Origin of the sequence: Serratia microhaemolytica, from assembly GCF_004011885.1 — a bacterium.
In the GTDB taxonomy this organism is placed as follows: Bacteria; Pseudomonadota; Gammaproteobacteria; order Enterobacterales; family Enterobacteriaceae; genus Serratia_G; species Serratia_G microhaemolytica.
This window is the reverse complement of record NZ_SBEF01000008.1, coordinates 81,586-102,397: the sequence shown is the minus strand read 5'-3', so window position 1 is coordinate 102,397 and position 20,812 is coordinate 81,586. Positions and strand designations below refer to the sequence as shown.

Below are 20,812 nucleotides of genomic sequence, written 5' to 3'. Positions count from 1 at the left end.
GGCGAAGCGCGCAGCACCAGCATGTGGTTACGCAGCGAAGGCGCACACAACCGCTCACGCGACAGCAGCCAGCAGTTAAAAACGCAGGCTAACCGTTACGTGATCCAGCTTGGTGGTGATGTTGCCCGCTGGCAGTTTGATCAGCAGCGCCTGCGTATGGGGGTCATGGCCGGTTATGGCAACAGCCGCAGCAGCACCGTTGCTCAGGTTTCTGGTTACAACAGCAAAGGCAAAGTCGACGGCTACAACCTGGGGCTGTATGCCACCTGGTATGCCAATGCGATAGATAATAGTGGTGGTTATCTGGACGGTTGGGTGCAGTATAGCTGGTTTGATAACACGGTATCCGGGCAGGGTCTACAATCGGAGCAGTATGACGCCGATGGCATCAGCGCCGCACTGGAGAGCGGCTACCGCTTCAAACTGCGTGACAACCCGGCCCAGACAGTGAGCTGGTACTTGCAGCCACAGGCGCAAGTGGTCTGGATGAATGTCGAGGCGGATGACCACCGCGAAGCCAATGGCACCTGGGTGCGTGGTGAAGGTGAAGGAAATCTGCAAACGCGTGTTGGCTTAAAACTGTTTGCACAGCGCAGCCATGCTCACGAACAGGCGATGGCATTTCAACCGTTTATTGAAGCCAACTGGGTACACAACAGCAAAGATTTCGCCAGCAATCTGGACGGTGTGGTGATCAGCCAACGCGGTGCAGCCAATATGGGTGAAGTCAAACTGGGCATGACCGGCAAGCTGAACGGGCAACTGAGCCTCTGGGGCAACGTGGCACAGCAGATCGGCAACCACGGTTACAGCGACAGCGCCGCCACACTGGGTGTGCGTTATCAGTTCTAATTGTTCTGACCACTTCTGGCACCGGTGATATTGGGTGCCAGGATACGCAATCGCTAGACACACAGGTGAGAACCAAACGATTCAGTGTATGGTGAGCACTCAACGCCGTATTAAACACTATTTTGTGTTAATTTAAAGAATAGTGATGGCGTAGAGGTGGCTATTACTGATAATCTACCCGTGGCCAGTTTTGTCGCCGATGATTACGGTAAAGTAGTATCACTGTGTAGCGGTATAAATATTTACCTTAATCGACTTGGATAGATAGTAATCAACAGGGAGGTAAGTGACTTCGATTAATTAAAAATAAATTATGATAAAGCTGTCAGTGATAATTTCATTGATGATGGCTTATTGCATTAATGTTGTTGATATTATATTTTCACAGAGTGATTATATACCCTGTTGGCAGTTTTCTATGTGAAAATTGTTTTATGTAAGTTTAATTGTGATTAGTGAAATTTTTATTAAAAAAATAAAATAATAGTTTTTGTTTTTGTTAAATCATAAGGAGAAACACAATGGCTAATCTCAGTGCAATACTGATTGCCTTTGGTTGGTGTGGTATTGTGGTCGGTATTTTAATGGGAGGGATAATGGGAATGTATGCCTTTAAAGGCCCACTACCTGCACCCAAGGGACACGAAAATTATACTGACTTGAACCGAAGAATGTTAAGGCTGGCACATATTGCGTTTATTATGTTGCCATTAATATCGATACTCTACGGCATGTGTATCGATGAACTGCAAATTTCCTACCTCTATAAATATTATGCTGTGATCTGCATGATGGTGCTTTCTATCGGTATCCCTGTGCTATTGATTGCATCATGTTTTTACTTACCTTTTAAATACTTACAGGTAATCCCGTTCAGCTGTGGATTATTTGCTTTGATTGTAATGGCTATCGGCAGGATTGCCGCACTGTAAACTGTAAAATATCGGAGATGTAAAAAATGAAGACACAACTGAGCAGTCGCCAATTGGGACGTGATTCTATTATTTCGACTATTGAAAAACACCTTTATCAAGAGAATAGACAATTTGCTAATCGGTTGATTGATAAAGTTCACTCTCATCCTCTGATGAGAAACTCGATTTTGTCGAAAATGAACAGTGGTGAATTTGATCTTCAACAGATGCGAGTGTTTCATTTAGAGTTTTATCACGCATTTGCACAGGTTTTCACTGATGCAGTCATTGAAGCGTTAAGTGCGGCGAAACAGTTAGAAGCTCGCCTGGGCGCGCGAGCCAAAATGTTTGCACGTTTTCTGTTGCAAATTAATTTGATGGATGAACTTGGCTTCCAGCCTGGTACAGATTGTGAAAATAACTATTGTGGGCAGCCTGGTTTAGCCCACTATGTGCAGTTTTTTAATACCATCGAACAACTGGGTATGACCGAACAGGAGGTAAAATCTTGGCTGCCGATGTCCAGCTCAGTTGCCTGTCGTGCAACGTTTGAGAGCACTTACGGCGATTACACACAATTGGTTGCACTGCTGGCAGTGGCGGAAACCGTCTTCCATGATTTTGCTACACCGTGGGCAAGAAGCGTTGGTAAAGCGACAGATATCGATATTACTGAAGGGTACCATAGCATTCATGTTGAGAGCGAAACTGGAGAGTCGATAGAGGATGGTCACTCTGAAGATGCATGGATCTTGTTCTGCCAGGCCATCACCCCAGAGCGTTATGATGAAATTGAACTGCGGGTCGATCTGTGGTTGAAGGTATGGAACGAGTTCTGTAATGACCTGCTGGCAGGTCGTGCAGGAAAATAGTTTGGCCAATTTGATGACACTTTAAAATATAGAGCAACGTTTTATGCCGTCTTATAAGTTTATTAATAAAGGATATTGCTGCTTTAATCAACTATTGCCTGAGCTAGCGGTACGAAATGCGGATAAGACGGTATTTGAATTTCTACGTGGTGCTGAAGAAATAGAGCACCAAAGCTATCAGCAATTACATCAGCGCGCGGCATCACTCGCCAATGTGCTCATACAATCTGGGCAACGTGGTGATCGGGTAATATTACTCTATCCTGATGGTGAGGATTTTATTGGTGCGTTCTTTGGCTGCCTCTACGCCGCTATGGTGGCCGTACCGGTTCCGATGCCGGTCAGAACATCTACAGAGGCATGGCAGAGTGTTGTAACAGTGTTACGCGATGCGCAAACCGAATTTATTGTTACTACAGCCAAGGGCGTGGAAACATTATCTCGACTGGAACTCGGCCTGTCTGCCACTATTTTCACTTTCGAACACACTGGTAATGTCTCATTACCAAGCGGCTATTCTGTTCATCATCTCGAACGCACTTTCTCCGCTGAGTTTACTCCTGTTAGCGTGGCAGAAAGCGAACTGGCGTTCTTGCAATACACATCCGGTTCGACCGGATCGCCGAAGGGGGTTATGGTCACACATGGCAACTTGTGGGCGAATTCATCGGCGATCTACCGCCATTTTGGTCATCACAGTGAAAGTCGCGGCATGATATGGCTACCGCATTTCCACGATATGGGGTTGATTGGCGGTTTGTTGCAGCCAGTATTTGGCGCATTTCCCTGTCGGGTGATGTCGCCGACGATGTTAATCAAAAATCCACTCAATTGGTTGCAACAGATTTCGGAATACCAGGCAACGACTTCTGGAGGCCCTAACTTCGCTTACGATTTATGTTTGCGCAAAATCAGCCAACAGCAAATGGCGGGATTAGACCTCTCATCTTGGGACGTGGCTTTTTGTGGTGCTGAACCGATACGCTCGGCAACACTGCGTCAGTTTAGTGAGTACTTTGCACCAGCCGGTTTTCGTGCCAACGCGTTATTGCCCTGTTATGGCATGGCGGAAAGCACACTGATGGTTAGCGGAATGGCCAAAGGGCAAGGGGTGCAAGTTGCTACGGGAACCCATGTGGTTAGTTGTGGGCAAGCACAGCCGGAAATGGAGATAGCCATCGTTGATCCGGATAGTCGGCAACGGCTGGCTGAAGGTGAAACCGGCGAGATCTGGCTGCGTGGTGCCAGTGTTGCGGCAGGATACTGGAACAATGCAGCGGCAACAGCGGAGACATTCCGGGCACATATTGAGGGTTGCCAAGCGCACTGGCTGCGCAGCGGGGATCTCGGTTTTCAACAGGGTGATGCGTTATATGTTAATGGGCGGCGCAAAGAGCTGTTGATTGTCAATGGTCACAATCACTATCCAAGCGATATTGAGGAGACCATTCGACATGCCGACCCGCTACTCGTTGATGCCACGGTATGCGTGTTTGCCAGTGAAGCAGAACAGCCAGTGGCACTGCTCAATCTGGCTGAACGCAACAAAAATGGTTTGGACATGGCGCGATTAGCTGCCCGCATCAGTGCTGCGGTGGCTGAACATCACGGTATTACCCTGTATGAGTTGCTTCTGGTCGGGCGTAAAGCAATAACACGCACAACCAGCGGTAAATTGCAGCGCACCCGCGCTAAACAGCATTATCAACAGCAGACATTGACGGTGGAGTGGCGTAGTCGTCAATTAACATCGCAGCCGCCGGTTGATGATAGACAACACGAGAAACAGACCGTACGCAGTGTGGCTGCACTACTCGCCAGCATTATCGCCAGTGCGATTAACCGCACGGTGAACGAATCACAATGGGATGATGCGTTTACCAGCTTTGGTTTGAATTCACTACAGGCGGTGAGCGTTATTGGTGAACTGGAACAACAGCTACAGCGCGAACTCTCACCTTCACTCATTTATGACTACCCGACGATTAACAAACTGGCGGCCTCGCTGATCGCGCCCATTAGCGAACAGCCAGTCAGTGCTACCACGGCACAACATGACATTGCGGTGATCGGCATCGGGGTTGAACTGCCTGGACACAGTGGCGTACAGGCATTGTGGACACTACTACAGCAGGGGCAAAGCACCACAGCCGAGATCCCCGCACACCGTTGGCAGCAGCAAACCCTGCGTGGTTTTAATCCTAACGGCAGCTTCTTCACCCATATTGACCAGTTTGATGCTGGTTATTTTGCCATCTCGCCGCGTGAAGCGCTGTATATCGATCCACAGCACCGTCTGCTACTGGAAACGGTACAGCAGGCACTCACTGATGCTGGTCTTCACTCTTCATCATTGCGTGGCAGCAATACCGGCGTTTTTATCGGCATCAGTGCCAGTGACTATGCACTGGCCTGTGGTGATAACGTTTCAGCATACAGTGGTCTCGGCAATGCACACAGCATCGCAGCTAACAGAATTTCTTACCTGTACGATTTAAAGGGGCCGAGCATGGCGGTTGATACCGCATGTTCTTCATCACTTGTTGCAATCGACAGTGCGCTACAGAGCTTGCGTGCTGGACGATGCTCACTGGCGATCGCCGGAGGCGTGAATCTGGCACTGACCCCACATCTGCAAAAAGTATTTAGCGAAGCACAGATGTTAGCACCAGATGGCCGTTGTAAAACCTTCGATGCCAGTGCTGATGGTTATGTGCGTGGTGAAGGGTGTGGCATTGTACTACTGAAACCACTGGCACAGGCATTGGCTGACGGTGATCGCATCTATGCCACACTGGTAGCAAGCGCATTAAACCAAGATGGGCGCAGCAACGGCATTACAGCGCCGAATGGGCCATCACAACAAGCAGTGATTAGCTGTGCCATGGCAGAGGCAGGCATTGATAGCGACGCTATCGACTACATAGAAGCGCATGGCACCGGAACGGCACTGGGTGATCTGATTGAATACCAGGCATTAGAAACAGTGTTTGCAGATCGCCAACGTTCACAGCCACTGCTGGTGGGATCGATTAAAACCAATATTGGCCATCTGGAAGCGGCTGCCGGGGTGCTAGGGTTAGTGAAAACCGCACTGATGCTCTATCACCAACAGTATGTTCCCCATCTCAATTTTCAGCAAAAAAACCAGCATATTGCCGCTATCAGTCGCAAGGTTGAAGTGAGTGGGCACAAAACGGTGGCATGGCACTCGACGTCTGGCAAGCGCTATGCGGGTGTCAGCAGTTTCGGTTTTGGTGGAACCAACGCGCATGTGATCTTACGCAATGCACCAACGGGTGAGCCACGCATGGAACCGATGCGCCCCTATCAGCTATTACTGCTTAGCTCCCACGATCTCGATGCTTTTAACGCACAGCAACACGCGCTGTTAGAGGGATTACAGGCACAGCCAGAGAACGCCAGTGCAACCTGGTGTCGTCTGGTCAATACCCGTTACGATGCCGCCCGCTATCGCGCGGTGGCCTATGGCACAGATCAACAGCAGTTGGCAGCCAGTCTGGCAACACTCACACCGCAAAAGAGTGGCAACAAACAGCCACAAGTTTGGCTATTCCCGGGGCAAGGAACCCAGCAAATTGGCATGGCGGTCGAACTGTATCAGTACCTGCCACACTATCGCGCCTGTTTTGACACACTGGCAGCGACGATCCAACAGCGTTATCAGATCGACATCACACAGGCACTGTTTGCCGAAGATGATCGTTGGCAACACTGTGCCAAAACCTGCCAACTCTCACTGTTTGCCACCAGCTATGCGCTTGCACAAAGTCTAATGCAGTTTGGTGTGCGTCCGGCGGCAGTCATCGGCCACAGCTTAGGGGAGTATTGCGCGGCAGTGATTGCAGGGCAACTCACACTGGATGATGGACTGGCAATGGTTCACCAGCGCGCACTGTTGATGTCAGCACTGACAGCGCCGGGTGCGATGGCCGTATTGTTTGGTGGTGAAGTTGAGGCGCGATCGGCAATTGCTGCATCGGCAGCAGCGATTGATATTGCTGCCTTCAACACCCCAAACTTGACCACTATCGCTGGCAGCAGTGCGGCGATTGATAGCTGCCTTGCCGCCATTGCGACCCAGGGTGGCCATGCGCGTAAAATTAAAACGACCACGGCTTTTCATAGCATATTGATGGAGCCGATGCTCGCAGCCTGGCAGCAGTGGCTGGCCAATAATGTCAGCTTTGCCAAGGGGGATATTCCGTTCTACAGCAATCTGGATGGCAACCAGTGTGACCAAACGGATGTTGACTACTGGTGCCGACAGATCCGCCAGCCGGTACACTTCCTGCAAGGGATACAGAATCTGATGGCACAACAGCCGCACACCTTTGTTGACTTGAGTGCGGATAGCTCACTGGGCAAGTTTGTCACTGCGATTGATCGACAGCAGCAGGTAGTGACAGCAGGCGATCATCGTCACCAGTACCGATCATACCTGATGCTGCTCGGCAGCTTATGGCAGCAAGGGCATGACATTGATTGGCAAAAACTCTATATCACAACAGAACGTACCGCATTAACGCTACCTAGGATCCAGTTCCATCGCAAAAGTTATTGGTTGCCAGCAGCGCAGCCAGCTCAAACGCTCTCGGTATCTGAGGAAATCATGTCAAATAAACAACAATTATCTGATGAAATAAAAGGAATTATTGCTGGTTTTCTTGCGACAGATCCAGCAACGCTGGACGATAATCAGCCTTTCTTGGAGATGGGTGCTGATTCGTTGGTGCTGCTCGACGCCATCAATACCATTAAAGACCGCTACGGTGTCATTATTCCGGTACGTTCGTTATTTGAGGAACTTAACACACTGGCGGCGGTGATCCGCTATGTGGTGGAACACGCCACTGAGCAGCAGCGAGAGCAACAGGCACTTGTGCAACCGGCAACTGCCACAGAAGACACACAGCAGGGGCAACAGCCGCGCGAACCGAACAGCCGTGAGGCAACGCGACCACCAACAGCAGAGGCCCAACAACTGGTGAACCGACAGTTAGACCTTATCTCACAGCAGTTGGCATTGATGTCACAACAGATGAGCCTGTTGCACGGGGCTGAAAATAGCGTCCAGCCGACCAGCGCGCTGGTAACCGCTGCCGACAGCGTTCAATCTGTGCCAACGCCAACGCCAACGCCAACGCCAACGCCAACGCCAACGCCTGCTCCCGCGTTAACAGTGAAAGCCTCGGCTCACAATAGCTGGTTTAAAAAAGAGACCAACAGAGTCTCTTTGGGTAGCGAACGAGATCGGCATGTGGCGCAGCTCACCGAACAGGTGGTTGCTAAAACAGCCAGTTCTAAACGCAATGCTCAGCAATATCGAGCGCTATTGGCAGATAACCGTGCTTCCGCTGGATTCCGTTTATCGACCAAAGAGATGCTCTACCCCATCGTCGGAGAACGCTCGCAAGGATCGCGTATTTGGGATATCGATGGTAACGAATATATTGATTTTACAATGGGTTTTGGTTGCAACTTGTTGGGACACACACCAGAGTGTGTGCAGAAAGCGCTGGCGGAGCAATTGGCGCAAGGAATGCAGATTGGTCCACAAACTGCGCTTGCCGGTGAGGTGGCCACACTGATTAGTGAATTGACTGGGCTAGAACGTGTGGCATTTTGTAACTCAGGCTCTGAAGCGGTGATGAGTGCCGTTCGCCTGGCACGAGCGGTGACCGGGAAAAATAAAGTGGCGCTGTTCACTGGCTCATATCATGGTGTTTTTGACGGCATGCTAGGACGTCAGCAGGGGGGGACAACACCAGAACGCGCGACACCGATTGCAGCAGGAACACCGCAATCACTGGTAGATGACCTGCTGGTCCTCGACTACGGTAGTGAAAGGAGTCTGGAACTTATCGCCCAATACGCGTCACAACTGGCGGTAGTGGTGGTTGAACCGGTACAGAGCCGTTATCCGGATCATCAGCCACGTGAATATCTTCATGCTTTGCGCAAACTGACGGCAGATAACAACATTGCATTGATGTTCGATGAGGTGATCACCGGTTTTCGTTTAGCCGTGGGAGGCGCACAGGCTTATTACGGTGTTCAGGCCGACATTGCTTCTTACGGCAAAATCGTCGGTGGCGGGATGCCGATTGGTGTTATCGCCGGCTCACGCCGCTTTATGGATAGCATCGACGGTGGCTTCTGGCAGTATGGTGACGACTCCTGGCCACAGGCAGAACTGATCTTTTTTGCCGGCACCTTTTCCAAACACCCACTGACCATGGCGGCGAGCAAAGCGGTACTTGAATACATCAAACAGCACCCTGAGCTGTATGACGAGATTAACCAGAAGACAGCACATATCACGCAATCGCTGAATAACTGGTTTGCGGCTACCAGTACCCCGATTGAGATCGTCTCGGCAGGTAGTCTGTTTCGGTTTAAATTCAGTGGTAACTACGACATTCTGTTCCATCACCTGATGTTGCGCGGCATCTTTATCTGGGAAGGGCGTAACTGTTTTGTCTCAACTGCACACACGGCGCAGGACATTGAGCAATTTATTTCAACGGTAAAACAGTGTGTTAATGCCATGCGAGTCGATGGTTTCTTTGGTGAGCCAGGACTACACCCCGATACCCCTTATGCTACAGCCGATAGCCAGCAACGCTTCTTGCTGTTGGCGGCACAAGATCACAGTGGGCTGGTGGCAGGAAATATTGGTGGTGTGATTGAAACGCCAAAACAACTGGATGCTGATGTGATACGCAACGCTTGGTCTCTGCTCAGTGAGCGCCACGAAGCACTGCGTATGCAGTTCAACCATGCCGGTCAACTACAGGTGTCAGCGACAGCTTCTGTTGATATCTCTGAACAAAGCGCTGAACCATCAACTTGCCTCAGCGCGTTTGCCGCCCGTCCGTTCGATCTCACCAAGGCACCGTTGGCACGTCTGTTATTGCTACACCAGCAGCAGAAAACCACACTGGCGATTGCCGCACACCATAGCGTGCTCGATGGTTGGTCACTGATGGTGATATTGCGTGAACTACTGCAACTTTATGATGCCCTGATTTTGGCACAGCAGCCGAAATTGAGTACAGCGCCAAGCTATCTACGGTTTCTGCAAGTTGAGAAGCGAGCCAGTGGCGTGGAATTAATGCAGCGTCTCTCAGCACTGCCTGCGCGCCGTTTTGTTCCAGCCAGCGATCTGCCACTGTTGGAACCTACACTGACCTATCAGGGGCAGCGTTTAGTGCGGCGATTGGCGTATCCGGCACTGGCTGGAGAGTTGCGTAAGGCCTCGGCAGCGCTGAGTGTCACACGTGTTGTGCTATTAAATACCCTCTTTATTGTTGCACTTGAGCAGGCGATTGGACACTCATTGCTGCCTGTTGCAGTGCCAGATGCCGGACGCAATTTCGAAAATAGTGAAACCATGGTGGGAGAGTGCATTAGGCTACTGCCACTGTGCATCGACAGCGCTACGGCGACATCGTTCTCAGCGCTCGCCAGCACACTACAACAGCGTATCCTTACCCAACGTGAACAGGCTGCATTACCGTCGGATTGTTTCCACGGTGAACAGGCTTTATTGCCTCTGCTGGCGACCTTTAATGTTGAACCGCAACTGCCACAGGCGGAGATGCAGCAGTGGCAGGCCAGTCTATCGTTATTGCCGATTAGCGCAGTCGAGTTTCCGCTGATGATCAATCTGCTTGAAACTCAACAAGGCTTGTCGCTGGAACTGGATTACCAGATGCGTTACTTTAGCGCGGAATGGGCAGCAACTCTGTTAGATCAATATGTTGATTTAATCAAGCTATTGGCTGAACAGGGGGCAGAAATGGTCTGGCAGCAATGTTATTCCGTCGCGGACATGGAGGAAAGATGAAAAAACTGGTCGCTGCACTACTGATCGGCGCGGTAGTGGTATTTATCGTTAACCTATTGATTGATGCTGGTGTGTTCTACCAGGTTGAAGAACATGGCACTGAACAGTGCCAGAAAATTGGCGCGATCCCAGGTGTTGAAGATATTGCGCCTTTACCGCACGGCGATGCACTAGCGAGCAGCGTTGACCAGTATCACAAGACATCGGGTGCGCTTTACTATCTCAAACAGGGCGATACACCGCAGCGATTATCTGGCGATTATCCGACGGCATTTTTCCCGCATGGCATCGATGTTTGGCAACAGGATGGCGAGACGTGGGTCTATGTGGTGAATCATCGCCCTGAGGGAGATTATATCGAGGTGTTTCGCTTTGACCGTGCTGAGATGAGGCTGGCGTATCAGCCTACGATGTCACGCAGCGTGGGCAACAATATCAACGATATAGCTGTAATTGATCAATCACGCTGGTTGCTAACGCGTGATCATCATTGGTCTGGTCTGGCAGGGCGGTTCGAAGACTACCTTCGTTTACCGCTTGCTCGTGTCCTGTTGGTGGATGAGCACGGGCTGCACACCCTGCTTGATCGCCTGCATTTTGCCAATGGCATTTATTACAACCAACAGCGCGGGTTGTTGTATGTGGCAGAAACCACCACAGGCGCAGTGAGTAGCTGGGCATGGCATCCCAACGGCAAGGCTCCTGTGTTGGTAGGGCGTTTAACCGGCTTGCATGGTGTGGATAATATTATCCCGAAGGGTGATCAGTTATTGGTAGCAGCACATCCACAGTTATTAAAGCTGGCTGCATATCAAAAAGATCCTCAGGCACGTTCGCCATCAATGGTCTGGCGGTTAAAAATCAGCCCGCACGGCGAACTGCATGATGCAGAAATATTTTATCAAAGCGATGGCCGAGCATTGGCAGCGATAAGTGTTGCCGCACCGCTTGGCAAGCACGTGATAATGGGCAGTGTTTTTGATAACGGCTTACTGCTTTGCCAAGCACAGCAGTGATCGATTGACTTACTTTTACCCCCACATTACTGGAATAGAACCAGACAGCCTCGATAGGTTGTTTGGTTATTAGATCATTGACTGCCAGCCGACGGAAACCCGCCCTGTCAGCGGGCGGGGTCAAGGCAAAAAGTGTAAAGCCCGAACAGAGGGCATAGAGCGTGATATAGCGAATAAACTTAACGGCACCGCTGAGTAACTTATTCATTAAAATCATCACTTCCATGTTCAAACAACTTTGCCTTGAATCAGACTACGCCATGGGCGTAAAATTTTTCAACTGCTGGTAACGGGGAGTTGTCTTGAGTGAGGGATTTGCGTTACCGATATCATCTAAGCACTGGCTTAGGTCTTCAGGAAAAAAAGGTGATTGTCTGATGACACCATTAAGCAGTTGGAGTGCCTTATCAGGAAATCTGCTACATAAATCCGTTTCATGCAGTAGAGAGATAATATCGTGGTAGTTATCAGGTTCGATTCTGTCTAGCCAACCGTTGATTGCATCTATTGCTGCCGGGAATGCCTCCCGGGCAGTTATCGCTAAACGAGCCAATAAGTAGGACATCGATGGGGTGTTGAGATGTTTATCTTTAGGCCAAACCTGTTGCCAGAATGGCTGAATGCGATTCTCCCAATATGCTTCCCGTTGTGTATCTGCCCCTTCGAGGGCTTGCAGCAGGGCTTGTGCTGATGCCTCTAAGCCTGCTGGCGGAAGTGCTGCAAATACAGGGCAGAACTCTTCTAATGAGAGGCCCTCTAATCGCTCCAGTGCCGCATAGGTAAGGAATGTCGCAAATTGTTTGCCATGATTACCAAGAGCATCATAATGTTTGCTACGTGCTGCCAGCATATCTTGCTTCAATGCGAGCTGCACGGGTGGATACAGGCGTGCGGTGCTCAGAAAACCCGCCCACACCATTTTGGCTTCATCAGGGTTTTCCCAACTAAATAATGGCAAAAGGTGTTGCCTTGTCCATTCACTGTCGACACGAAAAATAGCGATTAGAGCACTCCCTAACAACACACGGGCATCGCGAAATTGTTGTTTCGATGGTTCACACAATAGAGTAAAAAAAACTTTAATATCTGTCGGCAGTGTGTCGCCGTCATTTGGAGTGTGGATTTTCAAGTAACAATTTATCATTGCCCGTGTTATTCGCCCGATAGGACGATTAATGGCACTATCAACAAAGTTAGTCTCGTTATTCTCCTGTTCACCGTCCTCCATAGACTTTAGTAGAACAACAATACGTTGAGCTAGCAAAGCCAGCTCTTCGCATTTGCTGATAGACTCGGCAACTGCCTTTAACCACCAAGCCAGTTCACTGAGCAGATCTTTAAGTTTTTCATCAGGTGCTGACACTATCCACAGTGAAACATGACGCCAAACGCGCTTTACCTTATATTTTGCACACCATTTTTCAAGAGCAACACGCCATCGTTCAATGGGCCAAATGTCGGAATCAGCTAGATCCTGCAACGCATAAAAACTATTCAACGGATGCTTGCGGCAGACATCAGCCCATGTATTTCTGTTAAACGCTGACCATCTATTCTGAACTGGAGTATCTTTAAGCCACTGCACCAGCTCTTTTCGTTTCCTTGGTGCCACACTGATATTGCGGCGATGGTTATCATCGGCAATGCTGCCTATCATCCTCTCATCCTCAGCTAATTGCCATTCTGGATAGCGATGAGTGAGTTCATCGAATTTAGCCATGGCAGAATCACCAAGCGTTACGCCTGAAGATATTAATTTGGCTAAACGCAGCCAGATAGCATAATCTGAGTTCTCTTGTCGCTGATTCTCCGACCATCCAGTGCATAGCATGTTTTCTGGTAGTCCATTTAATATAGCGCTTTCCAAACGCTGTTGTTGGGTGTTAGTCAATCGCCGACCCTGTAGTACAAACAGCCTCAGTACCTCACGTTTTGTTGCTTGAGACCATAAGCAAGACGCCTCTTCTGTTAGCAGCAGATCAATCCATTGCTTTGCTTTAATACCTGTGTGTTGACTAGCTGCAAATAGCGCTAGACGCTTAAAAGTGGGATAAGGTAGCGTAAACCATGTGTTAGCTATGCGCGCTGCTTTAGCTTTATCATCATTCAGCAAAGCTAGCCAGGCATCACGCAGTAGTTCAATCAAGATCATCCACTGTTTGTTTATCCAATCGTGGTACTCTCCGTTTTGTTCATGTGCTGAAATAGAGGGGAGATAGCTCTCCAGATGATCATCGGCATCACCCAGTTCACGCAGCAGATCCAAAGCATCACACAGTAATTGCTGTAACTCTTCCAGCATTGGTGACAATGGTGGCGGATTGTTGCCAGACAGTGTCGAGTTGATCTGATAATAACCACAGTTTAATACGACGCTTTTTCTAACAGGATCGTTACCATAATCTGACTTTTGCAGACACACTCTAGGTGCAAGTAATTGACGCAATTCAAAACGCAGGATATTTGTTGGTCCTTCTTGCTGTAGACGTTTTTTCCAAAACTGTAACTTATAATCATACTGTTTAGGGTTCACCTGGCCATTAATCACCAATTGCCATAATTTGCGCATTTTCTCATCTGGTATCGCATTGGGCGCTCGCTGCTTTATTTGAGCAATTTTGGCCGAGTGACCTTGGTACTGCCATTCTATCCGTTCTTTTAATGTTGCCTCGAGTCGCTGTTTCCAGCGGTTCTCTAATTGATGGTTTGGAGAGGTCACCCAGAGTAACAACTGTGGATCATTGAGATGGTCTAATAACCAGTCTGCTAATTCAACCATCACTTTATCCCATGATGTATTTTGATTATGGGTTATCTGCATCCTCTGTGCACAGTCATAAGATGCCGGGCGATTCATCAGACTAAATGATAACTGACTATTTTCACTGCTGTTTGGTGTGATACCAAACAGGGGGAGATCCTGATGTCCAAACGATGTTTCGGTAAAAACAGCTAACCACTTTAGTGATGGGGTGGGAGTGAAATTAGCGAAAAATTTAGCTGGTTCTCCTGAGCGATCAGATAATGCCCATAACATTCGTCCAACAAAATTATCTTCTTGAGTGTTCTGCTTTGGATCACAGTTAACATATTCGCGAATAATATCTTTTTTAGCTTTAATGCCATTAAGATAGACATTAGCCCACTGTTTTAATGTGTGATGTAGTAAGGAGTGATCATTTTCTTTAACATAATAAAGGATTGGAGTCACTCCTTTGCTTTGCCATTGTGCAGTTTGTTGGACTTCTTCTTCGGGTTCACAATCACTGAAAATCCAAGCTTTTGGGGAGTGTTCACCTAGCAGCCGATCTGCCGCTAGGGCATCGATCATATAACGCAGCACCGGATCATTGATGCTGTAACCAACAAAGCAGACGGTATAATCACGAAATAAGCGGGTAACAAAACGTGCTGCCCAACCCTCGGTCAGATAAGCTAAACCAAAATCACCACTGGTAATCACTAGACGGTTGAGATCGGTGCTATTTGGCCTCTCAGGCAATAAACCATGTAGGTAAACTAATCCATCCCATTGGCTTTTTTTCGGAGCAGGTAACAGTGGCGCAGCATATTCGTAAAATGTAGCTTCAACTGCATGGTGAAACAGGCGGTCAAAGTTAGTAGTGACCAAGCGCAGTTTGCCATCACGATTACGAGCCAGATCTAACAGTGCTCGGTGTGTTTCTATGGCGTTAGGCCGGTTAAGCTGTGGTTGCAACGCCTCCAGTAGCTTTTTTCGCATCTCGTCACGCCCACCAGGCAGGCGTTGTTCAAGCTGATGCAGGGCGACATCATACTGCTTACTGTTGAAAGCAAACTGTTCAGATTTTGAGTGCTCATATGATGTTCCATTAAGCTCGTAGAGCTTTTCTACCAACTTCTCGAACCCGGGTAGCCCAGCAGGATAGGAGATCCCTGCGCCACAGAAAAAGATCACATTTCCTTCTTCATGTGCATGGAGTAATTCATTCGGAATATCAGGTCCATTAGCAATAAATTGCATATTTACTCCTCGTTAGCTTTAACTTTTTACTGTGTTGAACGAGCACGAAGCGGATACATTATCAGTCAACTGAATGTTCTGTTTCGAGCTGGGTTTAGGCGCGATAACAGTTATCTTGGGTTAATTAACAGTAGAATTCTCTGACTGAATACCGCCATTCTTCTGCTGCATAATGATACCGCAACTGGCTATCTTATCACCAAAATCGTGCAGTAATGTTTAGTTGTGTTAATTGATTGATGTATTTGTATGTTGATGCATCAACATAAAATTAAGATTGAACGCTATGCGTTGTGTGGAAGGTTTGCGGTCTAATCTGCGATAGCAACATGATTGTGCTGGCTAGAAAACATGAGTTGGTGAGTGTTTGAGATGCCCGCGCCTGGAATTATTATAATTAATCAAAGGCTAATACACTCAACGCTTGCCGTTTGTGGTGTTCAATCCGCATCAGCAGATCCGGCAGCTTATCCAGCGAGTAGATAAAACAGATGCCTTATTGAAATGCGCTAAAAACGTTAAAGGGGATATTAAATAATGAGATATGGCAGATTGGAGACATAAAAAAAGCCACCGTAAGGTAGCTTGATTTTTATTGATGGTGCCCGGACTCGGAATCGAACCAAGGACACGGGGATTTTCAATCCCCTCTCTGGTGTTAATTTTTGCAAAAGTGGATGTCTTCTCAATAGTTATAATGAGTTAAATAGTTCTGCTTGCAACTTTACTATGCGAGCAGATTATGAAAATTTTACCGATCATTTCCCCTAAAGGCGGCGAAGGAAAATCTACTTTTGCGGCTTATCTTGCGGGCTTTATTGCTGATGCAGGACTCCGAACTCTGCTGATTGATGCTGACTGGTCACAACCCACTGCCAGTAGTATTTTCCCCTTGAAGCAAGAGGCGACCTGCGGCCTCTATGAGCTGCTGATGCAAATGTTACCCGATCCGCTTTTGGCTATCTCACACACGAGTATTGATAATCTCGATGTGATTTACTCCAATGACCCTGACGAACTGCTCCCTACGGCCATGCTACATGCCGCAGACGGTCGGTTACGGTTAAGGAATATTCTCCAGCAGCCTGCCTTTGCCACACATTACGATGTGATTATTGTTGACTCAAAAGGGGCGACCGGTGTCATGACTGAGTTGTCTATTCTCTCGTCAACTGGCACTGTGATGGGTGTGGTGAAGCCTATCCTGCCCGATGTGCGCGAATTTATTCGTGGCTCTCTCCATATGTTTGCTCGCCTGAAAACTTATGAGAACTACGGTATTCAACTACCTGATATCGCCATTCTGGTGAATTGTTTTGAAAACACGCTGCTTGATCGTGAAGCGATGGAAAGTCTCGCCACTATCATCAACCAGAAACAGTATGACAGTTCAGTACTGGGCAATCGTGATATTTATCGTTTGCTCGATACCCGAATTGAAGCGCTTGACATCTATAAACTGGGGCATGTGAAGTCGCAGCCTGTTCACCGTTTGGAGTATAAAACACGCCGTAAGGGGCCAGCGGCCGCAGAGACTATGCACAGTTTGGCCTGTGAGCTGTTTCCTGAATGGAAAGCTGAGTTTGATGGCGTGCTGGTTGCTCAACCAAGTAATGAGCCAGGTGAGGTGAAAAATGCCTAAAGCACAGCAAAGTTCACCGCATGATTTCCCACATTCAGTCGATGCTGAGCAGGCGGTGCTCGGTGGCTTGATGCTGGATAATGATCGCTGGAATGATGTGATCCTGCTATTAGCGCCTGACGACTTCCATCTCGTACCGCATCGTATCATCTATCGTGCAATCGCTGAGTTGGCCAGTGCTAACCAGCCGTTTGATCTGGTGACACTATCCAGCCTACTGGAAAACCATGATCAACTTGTACAGTGTGGTGGATTCGCTTATCTGGCAGAGTTATCAAAGAACACTCCCTCAGCGGCTAATATTCTGGCTTATTCCGGCGTCGTGTTAGAAAAAAGCCGATTGAGAAAACTCCAAAATGTGGGCACTACGCTGATCAGCGATGTGCAAGCACCTCAAGCCCACTCCATTTCAGTACTGGAAGTGGCTGAACAACAGCTCTTTCGGATCGCCGAACAGGGTATCGCACAGCACAATACCGATCTGGCAATTAATGAGGCACTCGATGCCCTGGTCAATCAACTTGAAACCATGATGGCACAAGAAGGTCTGGCGGGTGCGCCAACTGGTTTTAGTCAACTGGATGAGATGACCAGCGGTTTGCAAGCCGGTGATCTTGCTTTGCTGGCTGCTCGCCCTGCCTTGGGTAAAACGTCACTGGCCTTGGCGATGTGTACCGCAACAGTACGCGCCAAACCCACGCAACCGGTTTTTATTTACAGCCTGGAAATGCCCACTGCCCAGCTCACCATGCGCCTGATTGCCATGGAGGGGCGAGTGGAGTTGGCACGATTGCGCAACGCTCAACTGCACGATATTGAATGGGCTGGTATCTCGCGTGCTATCGGTGAGATTGGTCAGTGGAATAACAGACTCATTATTGATGATGCCAGCGAGCAAACGCCTACCACACTACGTGCCAGGACACGTCGCTATATCCGTAAGTACGGCTCTCCCGCCTTGATTATGGTGGATTATCTGCAATTGGTTCGTGCACCAGAACAAGAGAATCGCACCCAGGAAATTGCCGAAATATCACGAGCGCTCAAAGCGATGGCGAAGGAGTTTCACTGCCCGGTGCTGGCACTCTCTCAGCTTAATCGTCAAGTGGAGCAGCGTGCAGACAAGCGCCCCAATAATGGCGATTTGCGTGATTCCGGCGCACTGGAGCAGGATGCTGACCTGATCCTGTTCATTTACCGCGATGAAATTTATAACCCCGGTACGTTAACGCCAGGTATGGCCGAAATCATTATTGGTAAACAGCGACAGGGGCCGACAGGCAGTGTGAAAGTGAAGTTTGATGGTCGTTACACGCTCTTTTCTGATTATCAGGAAGGGTATGACTTGGGGTACCAGACAGGAGGGCAAGCATGAACCGTCATCGTAACAACAATATGGGGGCAGCGATGCTCCAGCCTGGGCGCAAAGCCTCTCAGGTGGCGGTACTCCCTGCGGTAGAAATGCCAATGGTACTGACACTGGATCAACTGGGTCCCAATCCTGACAACCCACGGACTACGCGCAATCCCCAGTATGAAGAGATCAAAGCATCAATCAGTGCACGTGGACTGGATACTGTGCCTAAAGTGACGTGCGATCCTGACGGCGAACCTGATAAATACATTTTCAGCGATGGTGGCAATACCCGCTATCAAATTCTCAGTGAGTTATGGCAGGAGACAAAAGACGAGCGTTTTTACCGGATCCACGTGCTGTTCAAACCTTGGCCGGGGCGACTGCAATGCCTGATTGGTCATCTGGCAGAAAATGAGGTACGGGGAGAACTCTCCTTTATTGAGAAGGCTAAAGGGATCCATAAAGCTCGTACTATTTATGAAGAGCAACTAGGAAAAAGAGTTTCTCTTCGTGAATTATCGGCTTTTTTAAGTAACGCAGGCTTACCTGTTCATAACTCAACGATAAGTCGAATGGAGGATGCTTTAGCGCACCTTTACCCCTGGATGCCAGATCTCTTGGAGTCTGGTCTTGGTGCGCCCCAAATCAGAGTGTTACTCGCACTACGCCAGGATGCTGAGAAAGTATGGGGCAAATTTAGCTTTCAACTCACTGATGGAAAAAACGATTTTTCCACAGTTTTTGGTACGTGCTGTAGCAAGTTCAATGCGCCTGAACTCTGGTCGCTCGATATGTTCAGGGATGAACTGATCGGTGATCTATTGCAGGCTTTACCCCACCCCGAACTGAATTATGACCGCTGGCTATTTGAACTCGATCCTAAACACAAAGGCGTGCTTAGCACGGCGTCGGTGTTACCGAACACTGATGAAGAAACATCAAGGGTTACTGCGCCATCAGACACGACTGAAGCGGCTTTTCCAGTCGTACTCTCATCACGGCAAGTTGAAAAACAGCCATCACCTTCACCGAAAAATGCGCCTGTCGCTGTGGAAGAACCACGTGAGGAAGAAGCACGACATGATGAATACTGCGCTGTCATCCTCAATCCAGAAAGACGTTCAATGGACGTGGCGGACGATGATGAAGACTTGATGTCGATGCTCTCACCAGCATTGGAGCCTGAGGAAGAGGAATACTCCCCTCTCCCTGTTGATGCGATTTGGCCTATCTCCTTGTATCAGGATGATATTGAACATCTCCAGAACCTGGCCTTTGTGAGTGCCTGGGAGTTGGCTGAACAACTGGGCTGTGAAGCAGAGATTTTACCTGATCGCACTCACACACATTCACCTGGTTATCGTGGGGCTGCGGCACAGTGTAGTTCATCTGCGGCACTGCTGTTATCACTGGCAGGCTGTTGTCCTGTGTCGTGCCCACCGATTGGATTGGATGCAATGTTGATCGGGGGGAGTGCCGAGCAGGATAGCCCAGTACTGGATGATACCCATGCGATCAAATTGCTGAGATTGATGCGCATTATGCGCCGGTTACGCGAATTGCAACGGTGCGTGGTTATTCTGGAAGAGGGCGAGCCTGATGAAGATGAATAACACGATATACCAACGAACAGGGAGAATGTGCGGATGAACAATTTATCTCAAGCAGCCAACGGATTACTGATGCAGTTAGTCCTGGATCTGAAAAATGGTTATTTGCGGCGCTGCGAGGCACTTGGCATTGCGCGTGAAGAGATGCAGATGTTGCTCAGTCTATCACTGGAAGAGTTGCACTATCTCTCCAACAGTGAAGTCTCGGTTGTCAGTGTCAGTATCGATCATAACAACTTGGTGAGTATGTTACAGCGAGCTAGGCAAGAGCAACAGCGGATGCAGCGTGTTGATCGTGCACTGGCGCTTGGCGCATCCATCGAACTGATGCAGACCTTTTTCGGGCTGACAAGCAGTGATGTGGCCACACGTCGCCGCATTGCCGGGATCAGTGCGCGTTCTGGTCGCAGCAGTACGCTCGGCGATGAAGAGAGTGCGGAAATCTGGCGGCAATGGAAAAAGTCAGAGGTCAAGGATGCAGAAAGCCTGGATGGACTGGAGGTGATGATGTTGGCTGCCGAGCAGTTGAATATTCCGCTGACCGCTGTTTGGCACGCAGTAAAAAGTTGGCATAAAACCCGCGTTGCCAACAATCGTACAGTCACCGTAAAAACCAATGTATAGCAGTGTGTTTATCCTGCATCTGTCGTTGCGGATGCAGGCATAAGCATAC

10 protein-coding genes and 1 tRNA gene are annotated in these 20,812 nt (G+C 48.9%); 9 read left to right on the top strand and 2 right to left on the bottom strand.

All coding sequences use genetic code 11. The features are described 5' to 3' along the window. The 5 genes from EOJ37_RS05400 to EOJ37_RS05380 form a co-directional block, all read left to right on the top strand. On the top strand, positions 1-852 hold an 852-nt coding region (locus EOJ37_RS05400), incomplete at its 5' end, for an autotransporter outer membrane beta-barrel domain-containing protein (RefSeq protein WP_127958619.1). A 521-nt stretch (positions 853-1,373) separates the two neighbouring features. Further along, positions 1,374-1,784: a hypothetical protein gene (locus EOJ37_RS05395; protein WP_127958617.1), complete on the top strand. Its 411-nt coding sequence runs from the start codon at positions 1,374-1,376 to the stop codon at positions 1,782-1,784. A 26-nt stretch (positions 1,785-1,810) separates the two neighbouring features. Further along, positions 1,811-2,638, top strand: coding sequence for a heme oxygenase-like domain-containing protein (locus tag EOJ37_RS05390; RefSeq protein ID WP_127958615.1), 828 nt, complete (start codon positions 1,811-1,813; stop codon positions 2,636-2,638). A 43-nt stretch (positions 2,639-2,681) separates the two neighbouring features. After that, positions 2,682-10,511, top strand: coding sequence for a type I polyketide synthase (locus EOJ37_RS05385; RefSeq protein ID WP_127958613.1), 7,830 nt, complete (start codon positions 2,682-2,684; stop codon positions 10,509-10,511). Then, positions 10,508-11,527 (top strand): arylesterase, encoded by a 1,020-nt coding sequence (locus EOJ37_RS05380; protein WP_127958611.1) that lies wholly within the window; start codon positions 10,508-10,510, stop codon positions 11,525-11,527. Before EOJ37_RS05385 ends, EOJ37_RS05380 begins: the two co-directional genes overlap by 4 nt. 253 nt (positions 11,528-11,780) lie before the next feature. On the opposite strand, the gene dsr1 is transcribed toward EOJ37_RS05380, so the two are convergent. Further along, positions 11,781-15,530, bottom strand: coding sequence for an anti-phage defense-associated sirtuin Dsr1 (gene dsr1, locus EOJ37_RS05375; RefSeq protein ID WP_127958609.1), 3,750 nt, complete (start codon positions 15,528-15,530; stop codon positions 11,781-11,783). A gap of 599 nt (positions 15,531-16,129) precedes the next feature. Then, positions 16,130-16,267, bottom strand: a tRNA-Ser gene (locus EOJ37_RS14400). 5 nt (positions 16,268-16,272) lie between these two features. Here EOJ37_RS14400 and EOJ37_RS05370 point away from each other — a divergent pair. The 4 genes from EOJ37_RS05370 to EOJ37_RS05355 are packed head-to-tail and all read left to right on the top strand — an operon-like array spanning position 16,273 to position 20,763. Next, positions 16,273-17,172, top strand: a complete 900-nt coding sequence (locus EOJ37_RS05370) for a ParA family protein (protein WP_127958607.1) — start codon at positions 16,273-16,275, stop codon at positions 17,170-17,172. Beyond that, positions 17,165-18,547 carry an SPI-7-type island replicative DNA helicase gene (dnaB-PI, locus tag EOJ37_RS05365; RefSeq protein ID WP_127958605.1) on the top strand — a complete coding sequence of 461 codons (1,383 nt, stop codon included), beginning with the start codon at positions 17,165-17,167 and terminating at the stop codon, positions 18,545-18,547. Before EOJ37_RS05370 ends, dnaB-PI begins: the two co-directional genes overlap by 8 nt. Then, positions 18,544-20,142 (top strand): ParB family protein, encoded by a 1,599-nt coding sequence (locus EOJ37_RS05360; RefSeq protein ID WP_127958603.1) that lies wholly within the window; start codon positions 18,544-18,546, stop codon positions 20,140-20,142. The genes dnaB-PI and EOJ37_RS05360 overlap by 4 nt, the downstream gene beginning before the upstream one ends. Before the next feature lie 33 nt (positions 20,143-20,175). Next, complete coding sequence (locus EOJ37_RS05355; RefSeq protein WP_127958601.1) at positions 20,176-20,763, top strand: DUF2857 domain-containing protein; 588 nt, start codon at positions 20,176-20,178, stop codon at positions 20,761-20,763. Positions 20,764-20,812: the final 49 nt, after the last annotated feature.

Excerpts from the sequence above, each read along its gene's own strand:
- dsr1 (WP_127958609.1), bottom strand. The coding sequence starts at position 15,530 with ATGCAATTTATTGCTAATGGACCTGATATTCCGAATGAATTACTCCAT.
- EOJ37_RS05370 (WP_127958607.1), top strand. The coding sequence starts at position 16,273 with ATGAAAATTTTACCGATCATTTCCCCTAAAGGCGGCGAAGGAAAATCT.
- dnaB-PI (WP_127958605.1), top strand. The coding sequence starts at position 17,165 with ATGCCTAAAGCACAGCAAAGTTCACCGCATGATTTCCCACATTCAGTC.
- EOJ37_RS05390 (WP_127958615.1), top strand. The coding sequence starts at position 1,811 with ATGAAGACACAACTGAGCAGTCGCCAATTGGGACGTGATTCTATTATT.
- EOJ37_RS05385 (WP_127958613.1), top strand. The coding sequence starts at position 2,682 with ATGCCGTCTTATAAGTTTATTAATAAAGGATATTGCTGCTTTAATCAA.
- EOJ37_RS05395 (WP_127958617.1), top strand. The coding sequence starts at position 1,374 with ATGGCTAATCTCAGTGCAATACTGATTGCCTTTGGTTGGTGTGGTATT.
- EOJ37_RS05355 (WP_127958601.1), top strand. The coding sequence starts at position 20,176 with ATGAACAATTTATCTCAAGCAGCCAACGGATTACTGATGCAGTTAGTC.
- EOJ37_RS05360 (WP_127958603.1), top strand. The coding sequence starts at position 18,544 with ATGAACCGTCATCGTAACAACAATATGGGGGCAGCGATGCTCCAGCCT.
- EOJ37_RS05380 (WP_127958611.1), top strand. The coding sequence starts at position 10,508 with ATGAAAAAACTGGTCGCTGCACTACTGATCGGCGCGGTAGTGGTATTT.